This is a genomic window from Bradyrhizobium sp. Kon69 (assembly GCF_055807515.1).
The window spans coordinates 235041-257843 of sequence record NZ_JBVVOS010000003.1; the positions used below are offsets into that span (position 1 = coordinate 235041).

The window sequence follows — 22803 nt, forward strand, 5'->3', positions numbered from 1 at the left end:
AAGCGGCTAAAGAGACTGTCACAGTCGGCGTCGGCAACTTTCCCGGCCGCCGCATGTTTTTGTATGGCCGCCGACACGAGCGGCACAATCGGCTCAGCCAATAGTGCGAGCCAGCTTTTCACAGCGAAGGCCACGATCGAGTCCGCGCATCGGCCTGCTTTCAGGCGCGACCCAAGGGAGCACGGAACGAATGCATCAGGCTGCAAGCCTGCAATTCGAGCGCATGATGGACGAGCTCGTCCTCTGGCATGCCGTGCCGGAGCACGAACGGTCGGCGGCGCCGGCCTGGTGGTGGGGCCCGGCGATGGCCGTGCTCGACACGCACGAGCCGATGCGACAGGCGTGGTGTCGTGAGCTCGGCATTGCCGACGGGTCGAGCTTTGCGGATGGAGCGCATGTCCTTGTCACGCTCTTCGCCGAACAAACCTCGCTTCCCTGGCCGGATGATTTTCCACGCAAGGCGGAGATCAGGGACGAGGACGCCCGCGAGCTTCACCCGCAGCCATCAGACGACAGCGCCTTTCAACCGTAGCACCGCGGCCGCGGTGGCGGCTTGGTCCGGCTCCGGCTGGAGCGGCGGCGCGCCGGGCAGCTCCATCGGCCGCAGCAGCTCGGCCATCTGCCGCGCCGGCACCGGCTTGGAGATCAGGAAGCCCTGCATCTCGTCGCAGCCATGGGCGCGCAGGAACGCCTCCTGTTCGGCGTTTTCGACGCCTTCCGCCACCACGGTCATGCCGAGCGCCTTGCCCATGCTGATGATCGCCTGCGCGATCGCCTGGTCTTCCAAATCCTGCGGCAAATCGCGCACGAAGGAGCGGTCGATCTTGATGGTGTCGATCGGAAAATGCTTCATCAGCGACATCGACGAATAGCCGGTGCCGAAGTCGTCGATGGCCAGGCGAATGCCGCGGCTCTGAATGGCGTCGAGCACCTTGAGCGCACGTCCGACATTGCGCATCATCATGCTCTCGGTGACTTCGAGCTGGAGCAGAACCGGCGACATGCCGCTTGCGGCGAGCGCCTCGTCGACGTCCTGCAACAGATGCTCGTCGACGAACTGCCGCGGTGACAGGTTGACCGCCATCGACACCGGCAACAGGCCGCGGCGCTGCCAGGCCATGGCCTGCGCGCAGGCCTCCTTTACCACCCAGCGGCCGATCGGCACGATCAATCCGGTCTCTTCCGCAAGCGGAATGAACTGCGCCGGCGAGATGCTGCCGAGATCCGGGTGCATCCAGCGCAGCAGGGCTTCCACGCCCGTGATCTGGCCGGTCTCCATGTCCACCTTGGGCTGGTAGTTCAAAGTGAACTGATGCCGCTCCAGCGCCCGGCGCAGCGCACTCTCCAACGACAGCCGCTCGATCGACTGCGTCTTCACTTCCTTGGAGAAGAAGCGATAGCCGTTCTTGCCGTCTTCCTTGGCGAGATACATCGCCATGTCGGCGTTCTTGGTTAGCGTCTGTACGTCGGAGCCGTTGGTCGGATACATCGCGATGCCGATCGAGGCCGTGGTGTGGCACTCGTGCCCCGCTAGCTGCATGGGTTCGGCAAGCGCCGTCAACAGCCCGGTCGCGATGCGCTGGACGTCGTCGATCTCGCCACATCGATCGAGGATCACCACGAACTCGTCGCCGCCGAGCCGCGCCACCACGTCGCTTGCGCGCAGCGCGCCACGCAGCCGGTTGGCCACTTCGAGCAGGAGCAGATCGCCGGCCTCGTGGCCCAGCGAATCATTGATGACCTTGAAACGATCGAGGTCGATGAACAGCACCGCAAAGCGATGATCGTGGCGCTGCGCTTCGTCGATCGCCTCATGCAGCAGCGCGTTGAAGGTCTCTCGGTTCGGCAGGTCGGTCAGGCTGTCGTGCGAAGCGAGGTATTCGATCCGCTCGTCGGCCTGGTTTTTCTCGTCGGCCCGGTCGAAATTCTCCATCGCGAAGGAGACGTTGTCGGCGAGGCGCTGCAACAGCTCGACGAACTCGGCCGTGAAGGTGCCGGGCTCGGTCGACATGTAGATCATGACGCCGACGGCTCGATCGTGTGCGACGAGGGGAAAAGCCGCGCCCGACCGCGCGCCGTCGTTGCGGACAATGGAATGAAAGGCGCGAACGCGATCGTCGTTGAGATAGTCGTTGCTGATGCAGGGCTGGCGGGTGCGGAACGCCGTGCCGCTCATTCCGCGCCCCTCGGGGCGCTCGGGGTCGATTGACAGGCGGACATTGCGCGTGGTGTCAGACGATGGTCCGGCGCTCGACACGATCTCCAGCTGATCGCTATCGACCCTCGCCAGCGCAATGGTGGTCGAGGTGAACTTGGCGCCGTTGGATGCGGCGAGACAGACGAGGTCGAACAGTTCGGCGCGCGACTTCGCCCGCATGATCGCCTCGTTGGTCGCGCTCAGCGCCGCGAACATGCGAGCCAAACGCTCCGTCCGCGCCTCGTTGCGGGACTTTTCCTCGGCGCGATCGAAATTATCGAGTGCAAATGACACGTTCTCGGCGAGGCGCCCGAGCAACTCGACCATATCGGGTGTGAACGTATTCTCTTCCGGCGCGAGGAAAAGCAGAATGCCGATCGGCTCCTGGCCGGCGCGCAGCAGCGGGAAGCTGGCAGCTGCTCGCGTTCCATCTTCGATCGCCTTAGAGTGCCAATGCGCCGCTCGGGGGTCGTGGAGATAGTCGTTGATCACGCTGGGCCCGCGGGTCCGCAGCGACATCCCTATGATTCCGCGACCCTCAGGATGGTCGGCGGAAACAAAACAGGTGCGTCCCACCATCCGCTCCTGGAGGCGCCCCTTCACGGCAACCACGCGAACGAGTTCACGCTGGTCGTCCATAATGCCGATTGTCGCCGAGGCGAATACGCCGCCGAGCACGGCTGCCTGGCACGCCCCTTCGAACAGCTCCTCGCGCGTCTTGGCGCGCATGATTGCTTCGTTCGTCGCGCTCAGCGCCTCGAACATGCCGCTCAACCTGTCACGCTGCCTGTCGGCCTTCGCCTTCTCGTCGGCACGGTCGAAGTTCTCCAACGCGAAGGCGACATTGGCCTGGAGCTTGCGCAACAGCTCGACGAATTCGTCCGTGAAAGTGCCGCACTCGGGCGAATTGAACAGGAATACGCCTTCGACGCTGTCGCCGTTGAACAGCGGCATCGCGGTTGAGGACCTAATGCCATTGCGATGCGCGCTGGCGTGCCAAGGCTTGAGGCGGGCGTCTGCCAGGACGTCGTTGCTGATACAGGGCCGCCGCGCCCGGAACGCGGTGCCGGTCAGCCCGCGTCCTTCCGGCTCCTTGTCGCTGACGGACAGTCTGAAGGATCGCACTTCCTCGGCATTCGGTCCGAAGGACGCGACAACACGAAGCAGTCCCGCATCGCGGTCAAGCAATGCAATGGAGGTCGAGGCGAACTTGGCGCCGTGCACCGTGGCTTCGCAAACCAGATCCAACAGTTCGCTGCGCGACCTTGCCCGCAGAATGGCTTCGTTGGTCGCGCTTAGCGCCGCGTACATGCGCGCCAGCCGATCCTCCTCCAAGGCGATCTGGGCCTTCTCCTTGTCGCGGTCGAAGTTCTCGAGCGCAAAGCACACGTTTTCGGTCATGCGCAGCAACAATGCGACGATGCCTTCGTCTTTCGCCCAGGCTTTGCTCACGAAGAAAAACAGCACGCCGATGCTGGTGCCACGCTTGATCAAGGGAGCAGCCACGCAGGCGACGGCGCCGGCATTGACGTTGGCCTGCTCCCAGGTGGTCCCCTTGGTACGATTGACGAGGTCGTCCTCGACGATCGCTTGCTGGGTCCGGAACACCTCGCCGGAGATGCCCTTGCCGTAGGGACTCTCCGGATCAATCGAGTAGCGCGATTGTCTGATCAGATCCAGATTATGTCCGGTCGCTGCCACCGGCGTCAGCCATTCGGAATCCGGCTCGTGCAGCAGAACGAAAGTGGCAAGCGATTTGCCGCTATAAACAGCGGCGTCGCAGACCCGCTGGTACAAGTCCAGCTCAGTGCTGGCTTGCAGAATTGCTTCGTTCGTCGCACTGAGCGCGCCGAACATGCGGTTGAGCCGCCGCACTGCCCGCTCGCCATCCAGGCGGGCTCCCTCGGTCGCGAAGCTCTCCAGCGCGTGAGAGATATTGGCCGACATCCGCTCGAACAACGAGACCATCGCCTCGTCGAGCGAGCCGGCGCCCGACCGCGTAACATACAACACCCCAATACTGCGTCCCATGCAGATCAGGGGTAGCGCCGCGGCCGCGCCGACACCCGCCGCCACCGCGCCGTTGCGCCATGCCAGCGAACGCGGATCGTTCAGGAAATCGTTGCTGATGCAGAGCTTCTGGCTGCGGAACGCCTCGCCGCCCACGCCCAGGCCTTCCGGCGTGCCAGCCTGCGTGGTGATCTCGATCGCGCTCAGCCGCGCCACGTCATCGCCGCGACCAGCGGCAAAGCGAAGCTTATGGCCATCCGGCTCCACAAGGAACACGGCCACGGCCATGAAGTCTCCACTCGCAAACCCGGCGTCGCAGACCTTCTGGTACAGCTCATCCGGCGATTTCGCGTAGAGGATCGCTTCGTTGATGGCGCTCAACGCCGCAAAGGTGCGCGCGAGTGTCGTCGGCACGATCTCAGCTCCCGGGCATTTCTGCCTTTTTTTCCCGGATGACGTTATGACCGGCGATCGCCTAAGTGGTCGTTATTGCGCGCTGCAAACCGTCGATCAAAGTGAACGAGCTGCGAACGACCTGCGCCAATCTGTCGAAAATGCCACCGCGCGGGACGAATCTTCGCCCGACGGCCCTGCTCGCTTCGAATTTGCAGCCCTGTATTGGTTTACAGGAGATTGATATCGCATCTGTGCTTTGAGACGATGGCCCTCAAGAACCAGAGCCCGCCAAGGGCGAGACCTGAGGAAACGCCATGCCGATCGTCCAGGCCGACCGCCTCACGCGCATCAGCGCCGCGCTGCTTCGTGCCGCCGGGGCTTCCGAGGAAGAGGCCGACGCGGTCGCAAGCGGATGCGTCAACGCCAATCTCGCCGGCCACGATTCCCACGGCGTGATCGCCATTCCCACCTATGTCGACCGGATCAAGGCCGGCCACATCGTGCCCGGCGCCAAATGGACCATCGTGCAGGAATCGCCGACGACGACCGTGATCGACGGCCAGTGGGGTTTTGGCTTCCACGTCAACGCCAAGGCGATGGCGCTCACGATCGAGAAAGCGAAGACGGCGAATGTCGCCGCCTGCACCGTGTTCCGGCAGAGCCATGTCGGCCGCCTCGCCGCCTATCCGCTGATGGCGATGCGCGAAGGCATGATCGGGATCGCGACGGCGGATTCCGGCCGCTCGCCGAAGCACGTGGCGCCGTTCGGCGGCAAGGAGGCACGGCTTGGCACCAATCCGATCTCGATCGCGGTGCCGTCCGACCTCGATGCGCCGTTCTATCTGGACATGGCGACCTCTGCGGTCGCGGCCGGCAAGATCCAGCTCGCGGTCGCCCGCGGCGAGGAGATCCCGTCGGGGTGGATCATCGATGCCGAAGGACGACACACCACCGATCCGACCCAGTATCGCAAGGGCGGCGCGCTGCTGCCGCTCGGCGGCACCGAGGGCTACAAGGGCAGCGGCCTCGCCGCCATGGTCGAGGTCCTGTGCGGCCTGCTCACCGGCCTCGGTTTCGGCGTCGAGCCTACGGGCCGGCACAATGACGGCTGCTTCATGGCCGTGTTCAACGTCGCCGCGTTTCGCCCGCTGCAGGACTTCAAGCGCGAGGTCGCCGAGTTCGCACACTATCTCAAATCGACCCCGCCCTCCGAGGGCAGCAAGGGCGTGTTCTATCCCGGTGAGATCGAGGGCGTACGCGAGCAGCAGCGCCTGCGCGACGGCATCGAGATCGAGGATGCGACCTGGGAAAAACTGCGCGCGCTGGCGCGCGAGTACAGGCTCGATACGGTCCTCGACCTGGCCTGACGGATTTCGGCCTGACGCAATTCGGAGAACAGCAGCATGACGCGGCAGATGGCACTGGTCGGCTTCCTTCAAGCCCAGAATTGCACGAATTTGCCGAGCTCGTGGCGACATCCGGACTCGCGCGACGATTCGATGTCGGCGGATTATTATCAGGAGATCGCCAAAATCCTCGAAGCCGGCAAGTTCCACATGGCCTTCTTCGACGACCGGCTGGCGATGCCGGACCGCTACGGCAACGATCACGCCCACACCGTCGAATACGGCATCCGCTGCGTGAAGATGGATCCCCTGATCGTGCTGACGACGATGGGCATGGCTACGGAGAAGCTCGGGTTGGGGGCGACCGGCTCGACGACTTATTTCGAGCCCTTCGACATCGCCCGCCGCTTCGCAACGCTCGACCTGATGTCCGGCGGACGCGCCGGGTGGAACGTCGTGACCTCGCTCAATGACGGCGAGGCACACAACATGGGGCGCGACTCTCATCCCGAACATGATTCTCGCTACGACAAGGCCGACGAATTCATGGAAGTCGTGCTCGGCCATTGGGACACCTGGCAGGATGGCGCGCTCATCATGGACAAAAAGAGCGGCCGCTTCGCCGATCCAGCCAAGGTGAAGCGGCTCGATCACAAGGGCCCATTCTACAAGTCGCGCGGTCCCTTCACGGTGCCGCGCTCTGACCAGGGCCATCCCGTGATCATCCAGGCCGGCGCGTCCGGCCGCGGCCAGCGCTTTGCCGGACGGTGGGGCGAGGTGATCTTCACTGCTGCACGCAATCTCGCCGCCGCCAAGGAAGGCTATGCGTCGGTGCGTAACGAGGCCGCGAAAGCCGGCCGCGATCCGGAGGCGATGTTCCTCTGCAACCTGACGACACCGGTTTGCGCCGCGACCAAAGCCGAGGCCGAAGACAAGATGGCGCTGATCAACAAGCTGCCGCTGCAGATCGACGCGCTGTCGCTGCTGGCCGAAGCGCTCAACTACGACTTCGCCTCCAAGGATCTCGACGAGCCGCTGACGACTGAGGAGTTGAAGAGCATGCAGGGCATTCTGGGCATCCGCGACGGCGTGCTCAAGAACTCCGGCAAGAGCAATCCGAGCGCGCGCGACTTCGTCACCTTCTCCGGCCGCGGTCAGGTCCAGGATGCGATGGTAGGCGGCCCCAAGGAGATCGCGGACAAGCTCGAAGAAATGTTCGTCGAGCGCGGCTGCGACGGGTTCGTCATCGCCGCGACCTATGTGCCCGGCTCCTATGCCGATTTCGTGCAACATGTCGTACCGGAATTGCAGCGGCGCGGATTGTTCCAGAAGGAATATCGCGGCAAGACGCTGCGGGAGAATCTCGGGCTCAAGCGGCCGGCGGCCGGCGACTGGAAAGTGCAGCCGCACGATGCCGCGGAATAACAACGGAGACACGGCATGCGCTGGCTGAAATTCACCGCTGCGGACAAGACGGCCTGGGGGATCATCGGGGGCGACCACGTGATTGCGGTCGAGGGCGGTCCCTTCGGCGAATGGCAACGCACCTCGCGCACGCATCCGCTGTCGCAGGTTAAAATCGAGCTGCCGCTGGTTCCGCGCACCTTCTACTGCGTCGGCTTGAATTACCTCAAGCATCTGAAAGAGGCCGCCGACAAGCGCGGCGAGGTGCCAGCGGTGCCGGACAGACCCGAGATCGGCTATCGCGCCCAGAATGCGCTGATCGCACATGACGAGGACGTGGTGATCCCGTCCTTCGCGACGGACAAGATCCACTACGAAGGCGAGCTCGTCGTCGTCATCGGCAAGAAGGTCAAGCACCTGACCAAACAGAATGCGATGGATTGCGTGTTCGGCTACACCATCGGCAACGACGTCAGCGAGCGGAGCTGGCAGAAGGCCGACCGCAGCCTGTGGCGCTCGAAGAACGCCGACACGTTCAAGCCGATGGGCCCGTGGATCGAGACCGAAGCCGACCTCGACAAGATGGAAACGATCGTCCGGGTCAACGGCAAGGAGACCAACCGCTTCCACACCAACGACATGATCTTTGGCCTGGTGCCCTTCCTGGTCGAGCTGACCAAATACTTTACGCTATGGCCGGGCGATGTGATCTGGATGGGCACGGACGGAGCCTCGCCTGATATCACCCACGGCGACGTCGTGGAGATCGACATCACCGGCATCGGGACGCTGCGGAACAGGTTCGTGCGGGAGGAGCGGTAGCCCACGTTGCACCAACATTGTCGTCCCGGCGAAGGCCGGGACCCATGCGCCGCAGCGGATGTTTTGATTACTACGCGTCGTTACGGCTTCGCAAGGCAATTGGCATTCGTGGTTTATGGGTCCCGGCCTTCGCCGGGACGACGAAGCGCTGCCTCTCAAAACGGCAAGGCCACGCCCGTCTTGATCTCCTTCAGCACCACGTTGCTTCTCACATAGCGAATGCCGGGAATGCGGAACATGAAGTCGTCGAGGAATCTGTTGTAGGCCGCGATGTCCTGCACGACGACGCGCAAATGGTAATCGGCATCGCCCGTGGTCGCAAAGCACTCCAGCACCTCACGCCGCGTGGTTACCCGCGCGACGAACTCGTCGACGAATTTTGCGTCGTGCCGTTCCAGCGAGACGTGGAGGATCGCGGACATCGCAAAGCCGGCCTGCTCGCGCGCGACCAGGGCCGCATAGCCTTGGATGGCACCGCTCTCCTCCAGCGCGCGCACCCGGCGCCAGCACGCCGACGTCGACATGCCAACGGCGTCGGCGAGCTGCTGGTTGGTGGCGCGGCCATCCTTTTGAAGGAAGGCGAGAATCCGCGCGTCCTGGTCTTCAATCATGGATACCGCCAAATTGGATTAATCTACCCTGGCATAGATTATTTTGGATAACTCTACCATAATAGGCGTGATGTCCGGAAAGAAAGGTAAGACCTACCAGTCGCCCAGGCCTACCCTTCTCCCAACCGGCAAGGATGCCGCGGGAGGTCCGGATGGACGCCATTTCGTCACTCGATGCCTACGAGCTTTCCGACCGCTACGATCGCGAAGCGGGCCGCGTCTTCCTCACGGGCACGCAGGCCGTCGTCCGCATGGCGCTCGACCAGGTGCGGCGCGACCGTGCCGCGGGGCTGAACACGGCGGGCTTCATCTCAGGCTATCGCGGCTCGCCGCTCGGCGGCATCGACCTCGAACTGTGGCGCATCCGGGAGCGGCTGAAGCGGGACCACATCGAATTCCTCCCGGCAGTGAACGAAGATCTTGCCGCGACTGCGGTGCTCGGCTCACAACAGGTCGAGACGCAAGCCGACCGCGCGGTCGATGGCGTGTTCGGGCTCTGGTACGGCAAGGGCCCCGGTGTCGATCGCTCCGGCGATGCGCTGAAACACGGCAACGCCTACGGCTCCTCGCCGCATGGCGGCGTGCTGGTGGTCGCCGGCGACGACCATGGCTGCGTCTCGTCCTCGATGCCGCACCAGTCCGACGTCGCCTTCATGAGCTGGTTCATGCCGACGCTCCACCCCGCAAGCGTCAGCGAATATCTCGAATTCGGCGAATATGGCTACGCGCTGAGCCGCTTCACCGGCATGTGGGTCGGTTTCAAGGCGATCTCGGAGATCGTGGAATCCGGCGCTTCCGTCGCGCTGCGCCCGCCGCGCGCCTTCCACACGCCGGACTTCACGCCGCCGCCCGGCGGCCTGCACTATCGCTGGCCCGACCTGCCCGGCCCGCAGATCGAGGAGCGGCTGGAGGCGAAGAAGCACGCGGTCTACGCCTTCGCAAAGGCCAATCCGATCGACCGTCACATCTACGACATCCCGGGCGCCACCTACGGCATCGTCACCACAGGCAAGGCGCATCTCGATCTGATGGAAGCCTTGCGGCTGATGGGCCTGGACGAAGCAGCCTGCCGCAGCATCGGCATCGACATCTACAAGGTCGGCATGGTCTGGCCGCTGGCGCTGCATGACGCGATGGCGTTCGTGAAGGGCAAGCGCGAGATCCTCGTGGTCGAGGAGAAGCGCGGCATCATCGAAAGCCAGTTCAAGGAATATTTTTACGATTATCCGGGCGAAAAACCCGAGCGCATGGTCGGAAAGCACGACGAAACCGGCGCGCGGCTGATCTCCTGGATCGGCGAATTGTCGCCACGAGCGCTCGCTGGGGTGCTCGCACGCCGGCTCGATCCGATGTTCCCGGCCCTCAATCTCGCCGCGCGCGCAGCCGGCTTGATGCCTGAGGCCGCGCGCACGATCAACGTCAGCGGTGCGACACGCACGCCCTATTTCTGCTCGGGATGCCCGCACAATACATCGACAAAGGTGCCCGAGGGATCGAAGGCGCTAGCCGGCATCGGCTGCCATTTCATGGCGAGCTGGATGGACCGCGAGACCTCGTCGCTGATCCGGATGGGCGGCGAAGGCGTGAACTGGGCCGCCTCGTCGCGATTCACCGGAAGCAAGCACGTCTTCCAGAATCTCGGCGAAGGCACCTACTATCACTCCGGTTCGATGGCGATCCGGCAGGCGATCGCGGCCAAAGCCAACATCACCTACAAGATCCTGTTCAACGATGCCGTCGCGATGACCGGCGGCCAACCCGTCGACGGCCCGATCAGCGTCCACGCCATCGCGCACAGCGTCCGCGCCGAGGGCGTTGCGCGCATCGCCTTGGTGTCGGACGATCCAGCGCAATTTTCGCCCGGCGACTTGCCGGTCGGCGTCAGTATCCATCCCCGCGAGGAGATGGACGCCGTGCAGCGCGAGCTGCGCGAAATCTCGGGCGTCTCGGTGCTGATCTATCAGCAGACCTGCGCCACCGAAAAGCGGCGCCGCCGCAAGCGCGGACAGATGGCCGATCCCAAACGCTTCGCCTATATCAACGATCTCGTCTGCGAGGGCTGCGGCGACTGCTCGGTCGAATCCAACTGCCTCAGCGTCGAGCCCAAGGAGACGCCCTTTGGCCGGAAGCGTCGGATCAATCTCTCATCCTGCAACAAGGACTTCTCCTGCCTCAACGGGTTCTGCCCGAGCTTCGTCACCGTTGAGGGCGCGACGCGCCGGAAGAAGAGCGCGAGCCGGATCGACCCGGTCGGCCACGCGGCCACGCTTCCCCTGCCCGCGCCCGCAACGCTCGACCGTCCATATGATCTGCTCGTCACCGGCGTCGGCGGCACCGGCGTGATCACGGTCGGCGCGCTGATCGGCATGGCGGCGCATCTCGAACGAAACGGCGTCTCGGTGCTGGATTTTACCGGCTTTGCGCAAAAATTCGGGCCGGTGCTGAGCTACATCCGGTTGGCTGCATCCCCCGATGCATTGCATCAGGTCCGCATCGACCAGGGCGCGGCCGATGCGCTGATCGGCTGCGACCTCGTCGTCAGTTCCTCGCCAAAGGCATCCGGCACCTATCGGAAAGGTACGCGCTCCGCGATCAACACCGCGGAGATGCCGACCGGCGATGTCGTCCGCTTCCGTGACGCCGATCTCGCCTCACCCGCTCGCCTGCGCGCGATCGGCCAAGTGATAGGCGACGGCAATCTCGACACCATCAACGCCAACGCGCTGGCCGAGCGCCTGCTCGGCGATGCCGTCTATGCCAACATCGTCATGCTGGGCTTTGCCTGGCAGCACGGGCTGCTGCCGGTCTCGCTGTCGGCGCTGTTGCGCGCGATCGAGCTCAACGGCGTCGCGGTCGAAAGCAACAAGCAGGCCTTTGCCTGGGGCCGGATCGCGGCCGCCGATCCGGACTTCTTGCCGAAGGTGGACGAGGCGCCGAAAGCCGAGACGCTCGACCAGATCATCACCCGCCGCGCCGACTTCCTCACCGCCTATCAGAACGAGGCCTATGCGGCGCGCTATCGCTCGGCGATCGAGAAAGTCCGACGCGCTGAGGCTCCGCTGAGCAGCGAGGCGCTGACCGAGACAGTTGCGCGCACCCTGTTCAGGCTGATGGCCTACAAGGACGAGTACGAGGTGGCGCGCCTGCACATGCAGAGCGGCTTCCTCGACGAACTCAAGCGCGAGTTCGAGGACGGCTTCAGCGTCAAATACCATCTCGCTCCGCCCTTCCTGCCGTCCGAGCGCGACGCCCGCGGCCGGCCGCGCAAGCGCGCCTTCGGCCAGTGGATCCAGCTGCCGCTCGCCGCGCTCGCGCGACTGAAAGGGTTGCGCGGGACAATATTCGATCCGTTCGGCTACACCGTCGAACGCCGCACCGAGCGAGACCTGATCGCCTGGTATGAGGGCGTGATCGATCGGATGCTCGGCGAACTCGATGCGGCGCGCCTGCCCGATCTCGTCGTGATCGCCAAGGCGCCGATGGAGATCCGCGGTTACGGGCCGGTGAAGGACACCGCGATCGCGAACGTGAAGCCGGCAGTCGAACGGCTTCTCGCCGATGTGACCACAGCATCGCAGGCAAAGTTGCGCGCCCACGGTTGACGTGATGCCGGCGAGGCTTCAGCCTCCCGAATTCGAGGGCTCCATGATGGAGCCGGGCAAGCGGGTGACGCATCATGGATTTCGATCAGTTGACCCTAACCCAGGCCGCCGCCGATCTCCGCGCCGGCAAGGTGACGAGCACAGCACTGACGACGGAAGCTCTTGCCCGCGCCAAAGCCAATGCCGACCTCAATGCCTTCGTCACCCTGGACGAGGCCGGCGCCCTGAAGGTTGCTGCCGCATTCGACGCGACGGGCGACCGGACAAAACTGCTTGGCGGCGTGCCCATCGTGATCAAGGACAACATCGAGGTTGCCGGGCTGCCCTGTAGCGCGGGCACGCCGGCCCTGAAGGATTACGTTCCCACGGCCGACGCGCCGGTTGCGGCAAAACTGCGGGCCGCAGGCGCGGTCATCATCGGCAAGACCAGCATGCACGAGCTCGCCTTCGGCATCTCCGGCTACAACACCGCATTCAAGACCGGCGCGGAGTTCGGCGTGCGCAACGCCTATGACCGCGCCCTGATCGCGGGCGGCTCCTCCTCCGGAACGGGCGCGGCGATTGGCGCGCGCATCGTGGCAGGCGGGCTCGGCACCGATACCGGCGGATCGGTCCGGGTGCCGGCTGCGCTGAACGGCTGCGCCTCGCTGCGCCCGACGATCGGCCGCTATCCGCAAGACGGCATCGCACCGCTCTCGCACACCCGCGACACCGCGGGTCCCATGGCCGCGACCATGGCGGATGTCGCGCTGCTCGATCGCGTCATTACGGGCGGCGATGCCATCGCGCCGGCCGATCTGAGGCTGGTGCGGATCGGCATCGTAAAGACGATGCTGAGCAATCTCGACGCCGACACCGACGCCGCATTCCAGGCAGCCCTCACGAAAATGAAGACGCAGGGCATCACGATCGTTGAGATCGAGATGCCGCAACTGGCCGAACTCAATGGCCAGGTCAGCTTCCAGTCGTACTGTACGAGGCCCATGACGACATGGTGGCCTATCTCGCGCATACCGGCACCGGCCTCTCCATCGAGGCGCTGGCAAAGGACATCTCCAGCGCCGACGTCAAGGGCACCTATGATGGCCTGGTGATCCCGCGCAAACTTCCCGCCCCTGATGGCACGCTGGTTGACGCCAAGCCGGTCTATGATGCCGCGATCAATACCGCACGCCCCAAGCTTCAGACGCTCTACAGCAGGACCTTCGCCGACAGTCGGCTCGATGCCATCGCCTTCCCGACCACGCCGCGTGTCGCCATTGCCTCCATTCCCGATTCCAGCAGCCTGGAGAATTTCGCCCTGTTCATCCAGAACACCGATCCCGGCAGCAATGCCGGCATTCCCGGCATCCAGATTCCGATCGCGCTCGGCGCCCGGAGCAAACTGCCGATCGGGCTTGAATTGGACGGCCCCGCGGGCAGCGATCGCGGCCTGCTTGCGATCGGCATGGCGCTCGACGCCGTGTTCGGGCGATTGCCGCCGCCGCGCCCGTCATGAATACGGATTGATCAGCTTCTGCTGCTCGGCGCTATGATGCACGAGCATGTCGATGAAGGTCCTGACCTTGGCCGACAGATGATGCCGGTGCGGATAGACGGCGTTCATCGACATCTCGACCGGCCGGTACTCGGGCAGCAGGCGAACGAGCCGACCGGCTTCGAGATCGTCCCGAACGAGAAAGCCGGCCATCAGGCAGACGGCAGCGCCTTCCAGCGCCACCTTCCGCAAGGCCTCACCGCTGTTGGTGATGAAGCTGCCGGAGATGCGCACCGATGCGGGCGCGCCCTTGCGATCGAAGAAGCGCCAATCGTCGCCGAACGGATAATTCAAGTGACGGGCGCAATTGTGCGCGGTGAGCTCATCGAGCTTCTGCACGCGACCGTGCCTTTCGAGATAGTCGTGCGAGCAGCACAGCACGTGGCGCCAGGTGGCGAGGCTGCGGACGATCAGGCTCGAATCCGGCGGCGCGGTCATGCGCAGGGCAACGTCGTAGCCTTCTTCGATGAGGTCGATGTCGGCTTCGCCCATGCGCAGATCGATCTTGAGGTCTGGATAGGCCGACAGGAGCTTCGCCACCACGGGCGCGACGAACGGCACCATGTGCGTGGCGACGTGGATCCGCAGCGTCCCGCGCGGCACCGACTGCAATTCGCTCGCGATATCGTCGGCCTGTTCGATATCGGCGAGGATCTGGATGCAGCGGTCGTAGTAGGCCTTGCCGATGTCGGTGAGATTGACCTTACGCGTGGTGCGCTGAAGCAGCCTCACCCCGAGCCGGTCTTCCAGCGCCTGAACGTGATTGCTCACCATGGTGGTCGACATGTTGAGCTTGCGGGCTGCTGCAGAGAAGCCGCCGGTCTCGACCACCCGGCTAAAGACTTCGAGGCTCGTCAATCGGTCCATGCCGCCTGATTATCCGCTCTTGGTCGATAATCGCAAGGAATTCTGTCCGATTATCCGTCAGATCAGCTCGCGCCCGGATGGCGGATGGGTTAGCCGCAATCCCTCGACAGAGGCGGCAATCGCTCTGGGGCAGTCGCACCTCCGGCTCGGTAGACCATACGCGAAGGCGGGAATCCCGGACTATCCACTTTCAGCGGATAATCCTTCCCGTATTTCGCTGATTATCGATCGAGCGAAGAAGACCGATAGTCTCAGCCACCCGACAGGAGACTGCCATGTCCGAGATGCCCCGCACCGAAAACTTCCAGCAAGCGACTGAGATACTGCAAGCTTCTCCGCCGGTGCCGGTGCGTGGTCCGACCCGGAATATGGTCCGGCGGGCGGCGTTGGCGCTCGCGGTCCTCGCGGGCACAGCAGCGATTGTCCATTACGGACACGACTACTGGGTCAACGGCCGTTATCTCGAGACAACCGACGACGCCTATGTGAAGGCCGACTCCACGATTGTCGCGCCAAAAGTCTCGGGCTACATCGCCAAGGTGCTGGTCCGCGACAACGAAAAGGTCAAGGCGGGCCAGCTGCTGGCGAAGATCGACGACCGCGACTTCAAGGCGGCGCTCGACCAGGCCCGCGCCGATGTCGCTGCGGCGGAAGCGTCGGTGCGCAACCTCGACGCCCAGCTCGAACTCCAGCAGCCGATCATCGAGCAGAGCACGGCCGATGTCGCTGCTGCGGACGCGAATCTGAAATTTGCGCAGGAGGAGCGCGCCCGCTACGACGACCTGATGAAATCGGGCTCAGGCACGATTCAGCGCGCACAACAGACTGACGCCGCGTTGCGCGCCAGCAACGCGCAACTGCAACATGCCAGGTCGGGCCTCGTGGCCGCGCAACGCAAGATCGACGTGCTCACCACCCAGCGCGCGCAGGCCACGGCCCAGCTCGAGCACGCGCGCGCGGTCGCGGAGCAGGCGACCCTGAATCTCTCCTACACCGAGATTACCGCGCCGGTCGACGGCACGGTCGGCGCCCGCTCACTGCGCGTGGGACAGTTCGTGCAAGCCGGCACGCAATTGATGGCGGTGGTGCCGCTCGATGCGGTCTATGTCGTGGCGAATTTCAAGGAGACGCAGCTCACCCACGTCCGTGCCGGCCAGCCGGTCGAGCTGCACGTTGACAGCTTCCGCAACCAGACCCTGCGCGGCCATGTCGACAGCCTGTCGCCGGCGAGCGGCCTTGAATTCGCGCTGCTGCCGCCCGACAACGCCACCGGCAATTTCACCAAGATCGTGCAACGGGTGCCGGTGAAGATCGTGCTCGACGACCACAGCTTGACCGGGCTGCTGCGCCCCGGCATGTCCGCGGCGCCGACTATCGACACCAAACAGGCCGTCATGGCCGAGCGCGAGACGGCGAAGCATCTCGCCGACAACGCGGCCCGTCCGAACGGCGGTTGAAGCCGGAAAGGTCCGGAAGGACTATCAAGCCCAGCCGGATGATCCTTCCCAAACTTCGTCGATTATCGAAACGAACTGCCTGATCCATCCTGTCTCCGTAACCGAGACGAGGCTTCCATGAGCACGCTCCAACCGACCGTCAATACCGCCTCCCCCGCCAATATCCCCGCTCCAGTCGCGGCCCCCGCAACGCCCGCCGTCTCGACCAAGACCTGGATTGCCGTGATCGGCGCGACGCTTGGCGCCTTCATGGCGGTGCTGAACATCCAGATCGTCAATGCCTCGCTCGCCGATATCCAGGGCGCGATCGGCGCCGGCATCGATGACGGCGGCTGGATCTCGACCTCTTATCTGATCGCGGAGATCGTGGTGATCCCGCTCTCGGGCTGGCTGGCGCAGGTGTTCTCGATCCGCATCTACCTCCTCACCAACGCGGTCCTGTTCCTGATTCTGTCCGCGGCCTGCGCGTTGGCGCAGGACCTGCCGCAGATGATCGTGCTGCGGGCAGTGCAAGGTTTTACCGGCGGCGTGCTGATTCCGATGGCGTTCACGCTGATCATCACGCTCTTGCCGCGCGCCAAGCAACCCGTGGGCCTTGCGCTGTTCGCGCTGTCGGCGACGTTCGCGCCCGCGATCGGCCCGACCATCGGCGGCTATCTCACCGAGAATTTTGGCTGGCAGTACATCTTCTACGTCAACATTGTCCCGGGCGGGATCATGGTCGGCATGCTCTGGTACGCGCTGGATGCAAAGCCCATGAAGCTTGCGCTACTGCGCGACGGCGACTGGGCCGGCATCATCGCCATGGCGATCGGACTGTCGGCGCTGCAGACCGTGCTCGAGGAAGGCAACAAGGACGACTGGTTCGGCTCGCCCTTCATCGTCAAGCTGTCCGTCATCGCGGCCGTCGCGCTGACTGCCTTCCTGATCATCGAGCTGACCGTGAAGAAGCCGCTCCTCAACCTGCGTCTGCTGGTCCGCCGCAATTTCGGCTTCGGCATGCTCGCGAATTTCCTGCTCGGAATCGCGCTCTACGGCTCGGTGTTCATCCTGCCGCAATATCTGGCCCGCATCCAGGGCTACAATGCCGAGCAGATCGGCATGGTGCTGGCCTGGACCGGCCTGCCGCAGCTCCTGCTGATCCCGCTGGTGCCGCGGCTGATGCAGAAGCTCGATGCGCGGCTCATCATCGGCGTCGGCTTCGTCCTGTTCGCGGCCTCCAACTTCATGAACATCACCATGACCGGCAACTATGCCGCCGATCAATTGCTCTGGCCCAATGTGGTTCGTGCAATCGGCCAGGCGTTGGTGATGGCGCCGCTGTCTGCGGTGGCGACCTCGGGCATCGAACCGGAGAACGCCGGCTCAGCCTCCGGCCTGTTCAACATGATGCGCAATCTCGGCGGCGCCGTCGGCATCGCGCTGTTGCAGACCCTGTTGACCAAGCGCGAGCAGTATCATTCCAACGTGCTGATGCAGTCGGTCTCGCTGTTCGAGCAGGCGACGCGGACGCGGCTGGAACAGCTCACCCAATACTTCGTCAATCACGGCATTCTCGACCGTGCGGACGCATCGCATCGCGCCTATGTTGCGATCGGCCATATCGTGCAGAAGCAGGCCTATATCCTCGCCTTCAGCGACACTTTCTATCTGCTCGGCGTGGCACTGATCGTCGCGCTGATCGCCACCCTCTTCCTGAAGAAGGCCGGCCACGCCTCGGCCGGCGGCGCCCACTGAGATCAACCCAGCAAGCAAGGAGAACGACCATGAAACCCCGCATGAATTTCTACCAGGCCGCACCCGATACGATGAAGGCACTGATGGCACTGGAAGAGCAGATCCAGTCGACCGGCCTGGAGAAATCGCTGATCGAGCTCGTCAAGATCCGCGCGTCGCAGATCAACGGCTGTGCCTTCTGCATCAACATGCACACCGAGGACGCCCGCAAGCGTGGCGAGACCGAGCAGCGCATCTATCTGCTCAACGCCTGGCGCGAATCGCCGCTCTACACCGACCGCGAGCGCGCGGCGCTGGCCTGGACCGAATCAGTGACGCTGATCGCCGAGACGCACGCGCCGGACGATGTCTACGAGCAGGTCCGCGCGCAATTCTCCGATGCGGAGACGGTGAACCTGACCATGCTGATCGGCGCCATCAATGCCTGGAACAGGATTGCGATCGCGTTCCGTGCGGTTCATCCAGTGAAGGTGAAAGCGTCGGTGGCGTGAGGTGCTGACGCATGAGGCCAAACCGCCTCAATACATTCGACTGTCATGCCCCGGCTTGACCGGGGCATCCAGTACGCCGCGGCCTGTCGAGTCCAGCACTTCCGTCACGGAGTACTGGATCGCCCGGTCAAGCCGGGCGATGACGGCGGTGGGTGGCTTAAACCGCCGTCGCCTTGGCGAACTCCACGTAGATCTCGCGCAGCCGCGCGGCAAGCGGGCCGGGCTTGCCGTCGCCGACCTTCTTGCCGTCGATCGCAACCACCGGCTGGACGAACAGCGAGGCTGAGGTGGCAAAGGCTTCCTTGGCGGCGAGCGCGTCGGCGACCGTGAAGGAACGCTCCTCGAGGCGGAGCTGGCGCTCTTCCGCCAGCGCCACCACCGCCTTGCGGGTGCAGCCCGGCAGGATCGCGTTGGAGTTCTTGCGGGTCACGATGACATCGTCCTGGGTCAGGATGAACGCCGAGGACGAACCGCCTTCGGTGATGTAGCCGTCTTGCAGCATCCAGGCTTCGCCCGCGCCGGCCTCGGCCGCGGCCTGCTTTGCCAGCACTTGCGCGAGCAGCGCCACGCTCTTGATGTCGCGCCGCTCCCAGCGGATGTCGGGCACGGTGATCACGTTGATTCCGGTCTTGGCCGAGGCGGCGTTGATGATGTCCTTCTCCGACGTGAACATCACCAGGCTCGACTTGACGTCGCCCTTGGGGAAGGCGAAGTCGCGGCCCTTGTCGGCGCCGCGGGTGACCTGGAGATAGACGAGGCCGTTCTCGACCTTGTTGCGCGCGATCAGCTCCTTCTGGAGCTCGGTGATGCGCTCGACCGTCTCGGGCAGCTTCAGCTGGATCTCGCCGACCGAGCGCTCCAGCCGCGTCAAATGCGAGGCATTGTCGACCAGCTTGCCGTCGAGCACGGCCGAGACCTCGTAGATGCCATCGGCAAACAGGAAGCCGCGATCGAGCACCGAAATTTTGGCGTCCGAGAGCGGGACGAATGAGCCGTTGACATAGGCGATCGGATCCAAGGCAGGTCTCCTGGCGGGAAGAGAGATTTGGTGCGGTTATACGGGATTTGGCGAGGCCCTGAAACCCGCCTTCGGCGCGTCCCGGAATAACGCGAGAATTAGTGCGACAGGATCTTCGACAAGAACTTCTGCGCGCGGTCGCTGCGGGGCTTGCCGAAGAAATCGTCCTTCGGAGCGTCCTCGACGATCTCGCCGCGGTCCATGAAGATCACGCGGTTGGCGACCTTGCGGGCAAAGCCCATCTCGTGGGTGACGACCATCATGGTCATGCCCTCATGGGCAAGGTCCACCATGACGTCGAGCACCTCGCTCACCATTTCGGGGTCGAGCGCCGAGGTCGGCTCGTCGAACAGCATGACAATGGGATCCATTGCAAGCGCGCGAGCGATCGCCACCCGCTGCTGCTGGCCACCGGACAGGTTCGCAGGATACTTTTGCGCCTGCTCCTTCAGGCCGACGCGCTCCAGCAGCTGCATGCCTTTTGCCATCGCCTTGTCGCGCGACCGGTCGAGCACCTTCTGCTGTGCGAGACAGAGATTGTCGATGATCTTCAGATGCGGAAACAGCTCGAAATGCTGAAACACCATGCCAACCCGCGAGCGCAGCTTGGGCAGATTGGTCTTGGGATCGTTGACCTTGGTGCCATCGACACTGATGTCGCCTTTCTGGAATGGCTCCAGCGCGTTGACGCACTTGATCAGCGTCGACTTGCCTGATCCCGACGGGCCGCAGACCACGACCACCTCGCCCTTGGTGACGCTGGTGGTGCAGTCGGTCAGCACCTGGAAGCTCGGGCTGTACCATTTGTCGACGTGGCTGATCTCGATCATGACAGACTCTATCGAATGATGGCGATGCGCGCCTGCAGGCGGCGAACGCCGAAGGACGCAACACAGGAAATGGTGAAGTAGACGATCGCTGCGAACAGATACATTTCGACCAGACGGCCGTCGCGCTGCGCGACCTTGCTGGCCGCACCGAGGAAATCGGTGATCGACAGCACGTAGACCAGGGAGGTGTCCTGGAACAGCACGATGGTCTGCGTGATCAGCACCGGCAGCATGTTACGGAAGGCCTGCGGTAGCACCACGTAGCGCATGGTCTGGGCGTAAGTCAGGCCAAGCGCGTTGGCAGCGGCCGGCTGGCCGCGCGAGATCGACTGGATGCCGGCACGCATGATCTCGGAGAAGTACGCGGCCTCGAACATGATGAAGGTGATGAGCGAGGACGCGAACGCGCCGACACTGATCGGGCGCGACGCGCCGGTCACCCACTGCCCGATATAGGGCACCAGGAAGTAGAACCAGAAGATCACCAGCACCAGCGGCAGCGAGCGCATGAAGTCGACATAGACCCCGGCGATGCGGCCCAGGATCTTGAAGCCTGATAGCCGCATCAGCGCGATAGCCGTGCCGAAGATCAGGCCGCCGAGCGCCGCAAGTCCCGTGAGCATCAGCGTGAACGTCATGCCCTCGTAGAACAGATAAGGCAGCGCGCGGCGGATGACGTCGAAATCGAAATTGCTGAACATGGTGCTATTTCCCCGTGATGTAGCCGGGGATCGCGACGTAGCGCTCGAGGAAGCGCATTGCGGTCACGACGACGGCGTTGACGAGGAGATAGAGAAGGGTCGCGGCGGTGAAGGCCTCGAACACCTGGAACGAGAATTCCTGCATGGAGCGCGCCTGTCCGGTCAGCTCAAGCAAACCGATGGTGATGGCCACAGCCGTGTTCTTGATGGTGTTGAGAAACTCGGACGTCAGCGGCGGCAGGATGATGCGAAAAGCCATCGGCAGCAAGATGTAGCGATAAGCCTGCAAGGTCGTCAGGCCGAGCGCCGTCGCCGCCATCTTCTGCCCGCGCGGGAGCGATCCGATGCCGGCCTGCAACTGCACGGCGACGCGCGCCGACATGAAGAACCCGATGCCTATCGCCGCCGTCCAGAACGGCGCATTCGGCAGCTGCTTCAGCCAGAGGCCGGCAGATTTCGGCAGCAGTTCCGGCAGCACGAAGAACCACAGGAAGAGCTGCACCAGCAGCGGCATGTTGCGGAAGAATTCGACATAGGCAAAGCCGAACCAGTACGCCCCCTTCGATGGCAGCGTGCGCATCACGCCGACGATCGAGCCCATGATCAGCGCGATGATCCATGCGAGCGCACCCGTCTTGAGGGTCAGCACCAGGCCCGACAACAGCATGTCGAGATAGGTGCCGGTCCCCATCGGGTTGGGCTCGAAGAAAATTCCCCAGTTCCAGTGGTAGTTCACGTGTCCCCCGCGCGAACGCGCCAGTCATGGATGTCCTGGCGCCTATGCAAATGTCCGGCCACCTTGGAGTCAAGATGGCCGGACACGATCCGGATCGAAAGATCGCGGTTATAGCTTACTTATAATCGTCCGGGTTCGGCGAGTCGGTCGGCTTGGCGAACTCGTTCTTCAGCTCGGCCGAGATCGGGGTGTTGAGGTTCAGACCCTTCGGCGGGATCTTCTGGGTGAACCACTTCTCGTAGATCTTCTGGCCTTCCCCGGAAGTATAGAGCGCTGCGGTCGCCGCATCGACCACCTTCTTGAACGCCGCGTCGTCCTTGCGCAGCATGATGCCGTAGGGCTCAGGCTTGGAGAACGCGTCTTTGGAGATGACGTAGTCGTCGGGCGACTTCGAGCCGGCAACGAGGCTCGCGAGCAGGATGTCGTCCATCACGAAGGCGACGGCGCGGTCGGTCTCGACCATCAGGAAGGATTCGGCGTGGTCCTTGGCCGGGATGATGTTGGCGCCGAGGCTTTTCGCAACATTGGCTTCGGTGAGCTGCTTGATGTTGGTGGTGCCGGCGGTCGAGACCACGGTCTTGCCCTTGAGATCGTCGATCGACTTCAGGCCGCTCGACTTCTTGAAGACGTAGCGGCTGGCAGTCAGGTAATGGGTATTGGTGAAGGCGACCTGCTTCTGGCGCTCGGCATTGTTGGTGGTTGAGCCGCATTCGAGGTCGATGGTGCCGTTCGCCATCAGCGGAATACGCGTCGCCGAGGTCACCGGGTTGAGCTTGACCTCGAGCTTGTCGAGCTTCAGCTCCTTCTTCACGGCGTCGACGATCTTGTAGCAGATGTCCATCGCGAACCCGATGGGCTTCTGGTTGTCGTCGAGATAGGAGAACGGGATCGAGGAGTCGCGGAAGCCGAGCGTGATGGCGCCGGTGTCCTTGATGTTCTTCAGCGTGCCGGTCAGCTCCTCGGCCCCGGCCTGGCTGACAGCGAAGGTCGCGGCGAGCGCGAGGCCGATGCTACGGAAATGTTTCACTTTTGGGTCCCCTT

The 22803-nt window shown here is 63.7% G+C and carries 17 protein-coding genes and 1 pseudogene; 10 read left to right on the top strand and 8 right to left on the bottom strand.

What is annotated here, in order from left to right; all coding sequences use genetic code 11:
- Window positions 1–190: 190 nt before the first annotated feature.
- Complete coding sequence (locus AC0L3U_RS05565) at window positions 191–532, top strand: hypothetical protein (RefSeq protein ID WP_473360986.1); 342 nt, start codon at window positions 191–193, stop codon at window positions 530–532.
- On the opposite strand, the gene AC0L3U_RS05570 is transcribed toward AC0L3U_RS05565, so the two are convergent.
- Window positions 506–4621, bottom strand: a complete 4116-nt coding sequence (locus AC0L3U_RS05570) for a sensor domain-containing phosphodiesterase (protein ID WP_473360987.1) — start codon at window positions 4619–4621, stop codon at window positions 506–508. The genes AC0L3U_RS05565 and AC0L3U_RS05570 overlap by 27 nt on opposite strands.
- Window positions 4622–4667: 46 nt before the next feature.
- Between AC0L3U_RS05570 and AC0L3U_RS05575 the strand changes: the two genes are divergently transcribed.
- The 4 genes from AC0L3U_RS05575 to AC0L3U_RS05590 all read left to right on the top strand — a co-directional run bounded on the left by AC0L3U_RS05575 (window position 4668) and on the right by AC0L3U_RS05590 (window position 8175).
- Complete coding sequence (locus tag AC0L3U_RS05575) at window positions 4668–4844, top strand: hypothetical protein (RefSeq protein ID WP_473360988.1); 177 nt, start codon at window positions 4668–4670, stop codon at window positions 4842–4844.
- A gap of 73 nt (window positions 4845–4917) precedes the next feature.
- Window positions 4918–5970 (top strand): Ldh family oxidoreductase, encoded by a 1053-nt coding sequence (locus AC0L3U_RS05580; protein WP_473360989.1) that lies wholly within the window; start codon window positions 4918–4920, stop codon window positions 5968–5970.
- Window positions 5971–6006: 36 nt separating this feature from the next.
- On the top strand, window positions 6007–7374 hold the full coding sequence (locus tag AC0L3U_RS05585; protein WP_473360990.1) for an LLM class flavin-dependent oxidoreductase: 1368 nt from the start codon (window positions 6007–6009) through the stop codon (window positions 7372–7374).
- Between the two features lie 15 nt (window positions 7375–7389).
- On the top strand, window positions 7390–8175 hold the full coding sequence (locus AC0L3U_RS05590; protein ID WP_473360991.1) for a fumarylacetoacetate hydrolase family protein: 786 nt from the start codon (window positions 7390–7392) through the stop codon (window positions 8173–8175).
- A 155-nt stretch (window positions 8176–8330) separates the two neighbouring features.
- Here AC0L3U_RS05590 and AC0L3U_RS05595 read toward each other — a convergent pair whose 3' ends face one another.
- Window positions 8331–8786 (bottom strand): Lrp/AsnC family transcriptional regulator, encoded by a 456-nt coding sequence (locus AC0L3U_RS05595; protein ID WP_473360992.1) that lies wholly within the window; start codon window positions 8784–8786, stop codon window positions 8331–8333.
- Between the two features lie 152 nt (window positions 8787–8938).
- Between AC0L3U_RS05595 and AC0L3U_RS05600 the strand changes: the two genes are divergently transcribed.
- A complete protein-coding gene (locus AC0L3U_RS05600; RefSeq protein ID WP_473360993.1) occupies window positions 8939–12388 on the top strand; it encodes an indolepyruvate ferredoxin oxidoreductase family protein in 3450 nt (1149 codons plus the stop codon).
- A 74-nt stretch (window positions 12389–12462) separates the two neighbouring features.
- Window positions 12463–13886: pseudogene (gene iaaH / locus AC0L3U_RS05605) on the top strand (indoleacetamide hydrolase).
- On the opposite strand, the gene AC0L3U_RS05610 reads toward iaaH, so the two are convergent.
- The gene (locus tag AC0L3U_RS05610) at window positions 13881–14792 is read right to left on the bottom strand and encodes a LysR family transcriptional regulator (RefSeq protein WP_473360994.1); all 912 of its coding nucleotides are present in this window, start codon (window positions 14790–14792) and stop codon (window positions 13881–13883) included. The pseudogene iaaH and the gene AC0L3U_RS05610 sit on opposite strands and share 6 nt — an antisense overlap.
- Window positions 14793–15067: 275 nt before the next feature.
- On the opposite strand from AC0L3U_RS05610, the gene AC0L3U_RS05615 reads away from it, so the two are divergent.
- From AC0L3U_RS05615 to AC0L3U_RS05625, 3 genes are all read left to right on the top strand, one after another.
- Window positions 15068–16249 carry an HlyD family secretion protein gene (locus tag AC0L3U_RS05615; RefSeq protein WP_473360995.1) on the top strand — a complete coding sequence of 394 codons (1182 nt, stop codon included), beginning with the start codon at window positions 15068–15070 and terminating at the stop codon, window positions 16247–16249.
- 117 nt (window positions 16250–16366) lie between these two features.
- Window positions 16367–17986: an MDR family MFS transporter gene (locus AC0L3U_RS05620; RefSeq protein ID WP_473360996.1), complete on the top strand. Its 1620-nt coding sequence runs from the start codon at window positions 16367–16369 to the stop codon at window positions 17984–17986.
- 29 nt (window positions 17987–18015) lie between these two features.
- Window positions 18016–18477, top strand: a complete 462-nt coding sequence (locus AC0L3U_RS05625; RefSeq protein ID WP_473360997.1) for a carboxymuconolactone decarboxylase family protein — start codon at window positions 18016–18018, stop codon at window positions 18475–18477.
- A gap of 157 nt (window positions 18478–18634) precedes the next feature.
- Here the strand turns inward: AC0L3U_RS05625 and AC0L3U_RS05630 are convergent, their stop codons facing one another.
- The 5 genes from AC0L3U_RS05630 to AC0L3U_RS05650 form a co-directional block, all read right to left on the bottom strand.
- On the bottom strand, window positions 18635–19495 hold the full coding sequence (locus AC0L3U_RS05630; protein WP_473360998.1) for a D-amino-acid transaminase: 861 nt from the start codon (window positions 19493–19495) through the stop codon (window positions 18635–18637).
- A 98-nt stretch (window positions 19496–19593) separates the two neighbouring features.
- Window positions 19594–20325 carry an amino acid ABC transporter ATP-binding protein gene (locus AC0L3U_RS05635; RefSeq protein WP_007597027.1) on the bottom strand — a complete coding sequence of 244 codons (732 nt, stop codon included), beginning with the start codon at window positions 20323–20325 and terminating at the stop codon, window positions 19594–19596.
- Between the two features lie 8 nt (window positions 20326–20333).
- Window positions 20334–21026, bottom strand: coding sequence for an amino acid ABC transporter permease (locus tag AC0L3U_RS05640; protein WP_473360999.1), 693 nt, complete (start codon window positions 21024–21026; stop codon window positions 20334–20336).
- A gap of 4 nt (window positions 21027–21030) precedes the next feature.
- Complete coding sequence (locus tag AC0L3U_RS05645) at window positions 21031–21762, bottom strand: amino acid ABC transporter permease (RefSeq protein ID WP_027565487.1); 732 nt, start codon at window positions 21760–21762, stop codon at window positions 21031–21033.
- A 115-nt stretch (window positions 21763–21877) separates the two neighbouring features.
- On the bottom strand, window positions 21878–22789 hold the full coding sequence (locus tag AC0L3U_RS05650; RefSeq protein ID WP_027565488.1) for an amino acid ABC transporter substrate-binding protein: 912 nt from the start codon (window positions 22787–22789) through the stop codon (window positions 21878–21880).
- Window positions 22790–22803: the final 14 nt, after the last annotated feature.

What these genes read in the sequence shown, in the direction of transcription:
- AC0L3U_RS05565 (WP_473360986.1), top strand. Translation starts at nt 191, where the DNA reads ATGCATCAGGCTGCAAGCCTGCAATTCGAGCGCATGATGGACGAGCTC.
- AC0L3U_RS05575 (WP_473360988.1), top strand. Translation starts at nt 4,668, where the DNA reads ATGACCGGCGATCGCCTAAGTGGTCGTTATTGCGCGCTGCAAACCGTC.
- AC0L3U_RS05580 (WP_473360989.1), top strand. Translation starts at nt 4,918, where the DNA reads ATGCCGATCGTCCAGGCCGACCGCCTCACGCGCATCAGCGCCGCGCTG.
- AC0L3U_RS05585 (WP_473360990.1), top strand. Translation starts at nt 6,007, where the DNA reads ATGACGCGGCAGATGGCACTGGTCGGCTTCCTTCAAGCCCAGAATTGC.
- AC0L3U_RS05590 (WP_473360991.1), top strand. Translation starts at nt 7,390, where the DNA reads ATGCGCTGGCTGAAATTCACCGCTGCGGACAAGACGGCCTGGGGGATC.
- AC0L3U_RS05595 (WP_473360992.1), bottom strand. Translation starts at nt 8,786, where the DNA reads ATGATTGAAGACCAGGACGCGCGGATTCTCGCCTTCCTTCAAAAGGAT.
- AC0L3U_RS05600 (WP_473360993.1), top strand. Translation starts at nt 8,939, where the DNA reads ATGGACGCCATTTCGTCACTCGATGCCTACGAGCTTTCCGACCGCTAC.
- AC0L3U_RS05610 (WP_473360994.1), bottom strand. Translation starts at nt 14,792, where the DNA reads ATGGACCGATTGACGAGCCTCGAAGTCTTTAGCCGGGTGGTCGAGACC.
- AC0L3U_RS05615 (WP_473360995.1), top strand. Translation starts at nt 15,068, where the DNA reads ATGTCCGAGATGCCCCGCACCGAAAACTTCCAGCAAGCGACTGAGATA.
- AC0L3U_RS05620 (WP_473360996.1), top strand. Translation starts at nt 16,367, where the DNA reads ATGAGCACGCTCCAACCGACCGTCAATACCGCCTCCCCCGCCAATATC.
- AC0L3U_RS05625 (WP_473360997.1), top strand. Translation starts at nt 18,016, where the DNA reads ATGAAACCCCGCATGAATTTCTACCAGGCCGCACCCGATACGATGAAG.
- AC0L3U_RS05635 (WP_007597027.1), bottom strand. Translation starts at nt 20,325, where the DNA reads ATGATCGAGATCAGCCACGTCGACAAATGGTACAGCCCGAGCTTCCAG.
- AC0L3U_RS05640 (WP_473360999.1), bottom strand. Translation starts at nt 21,026, where the DNA reads ATGTTCAGCAATTTCGATTTCGACGTCATCCGCCGCGCGCTGCCTTAT.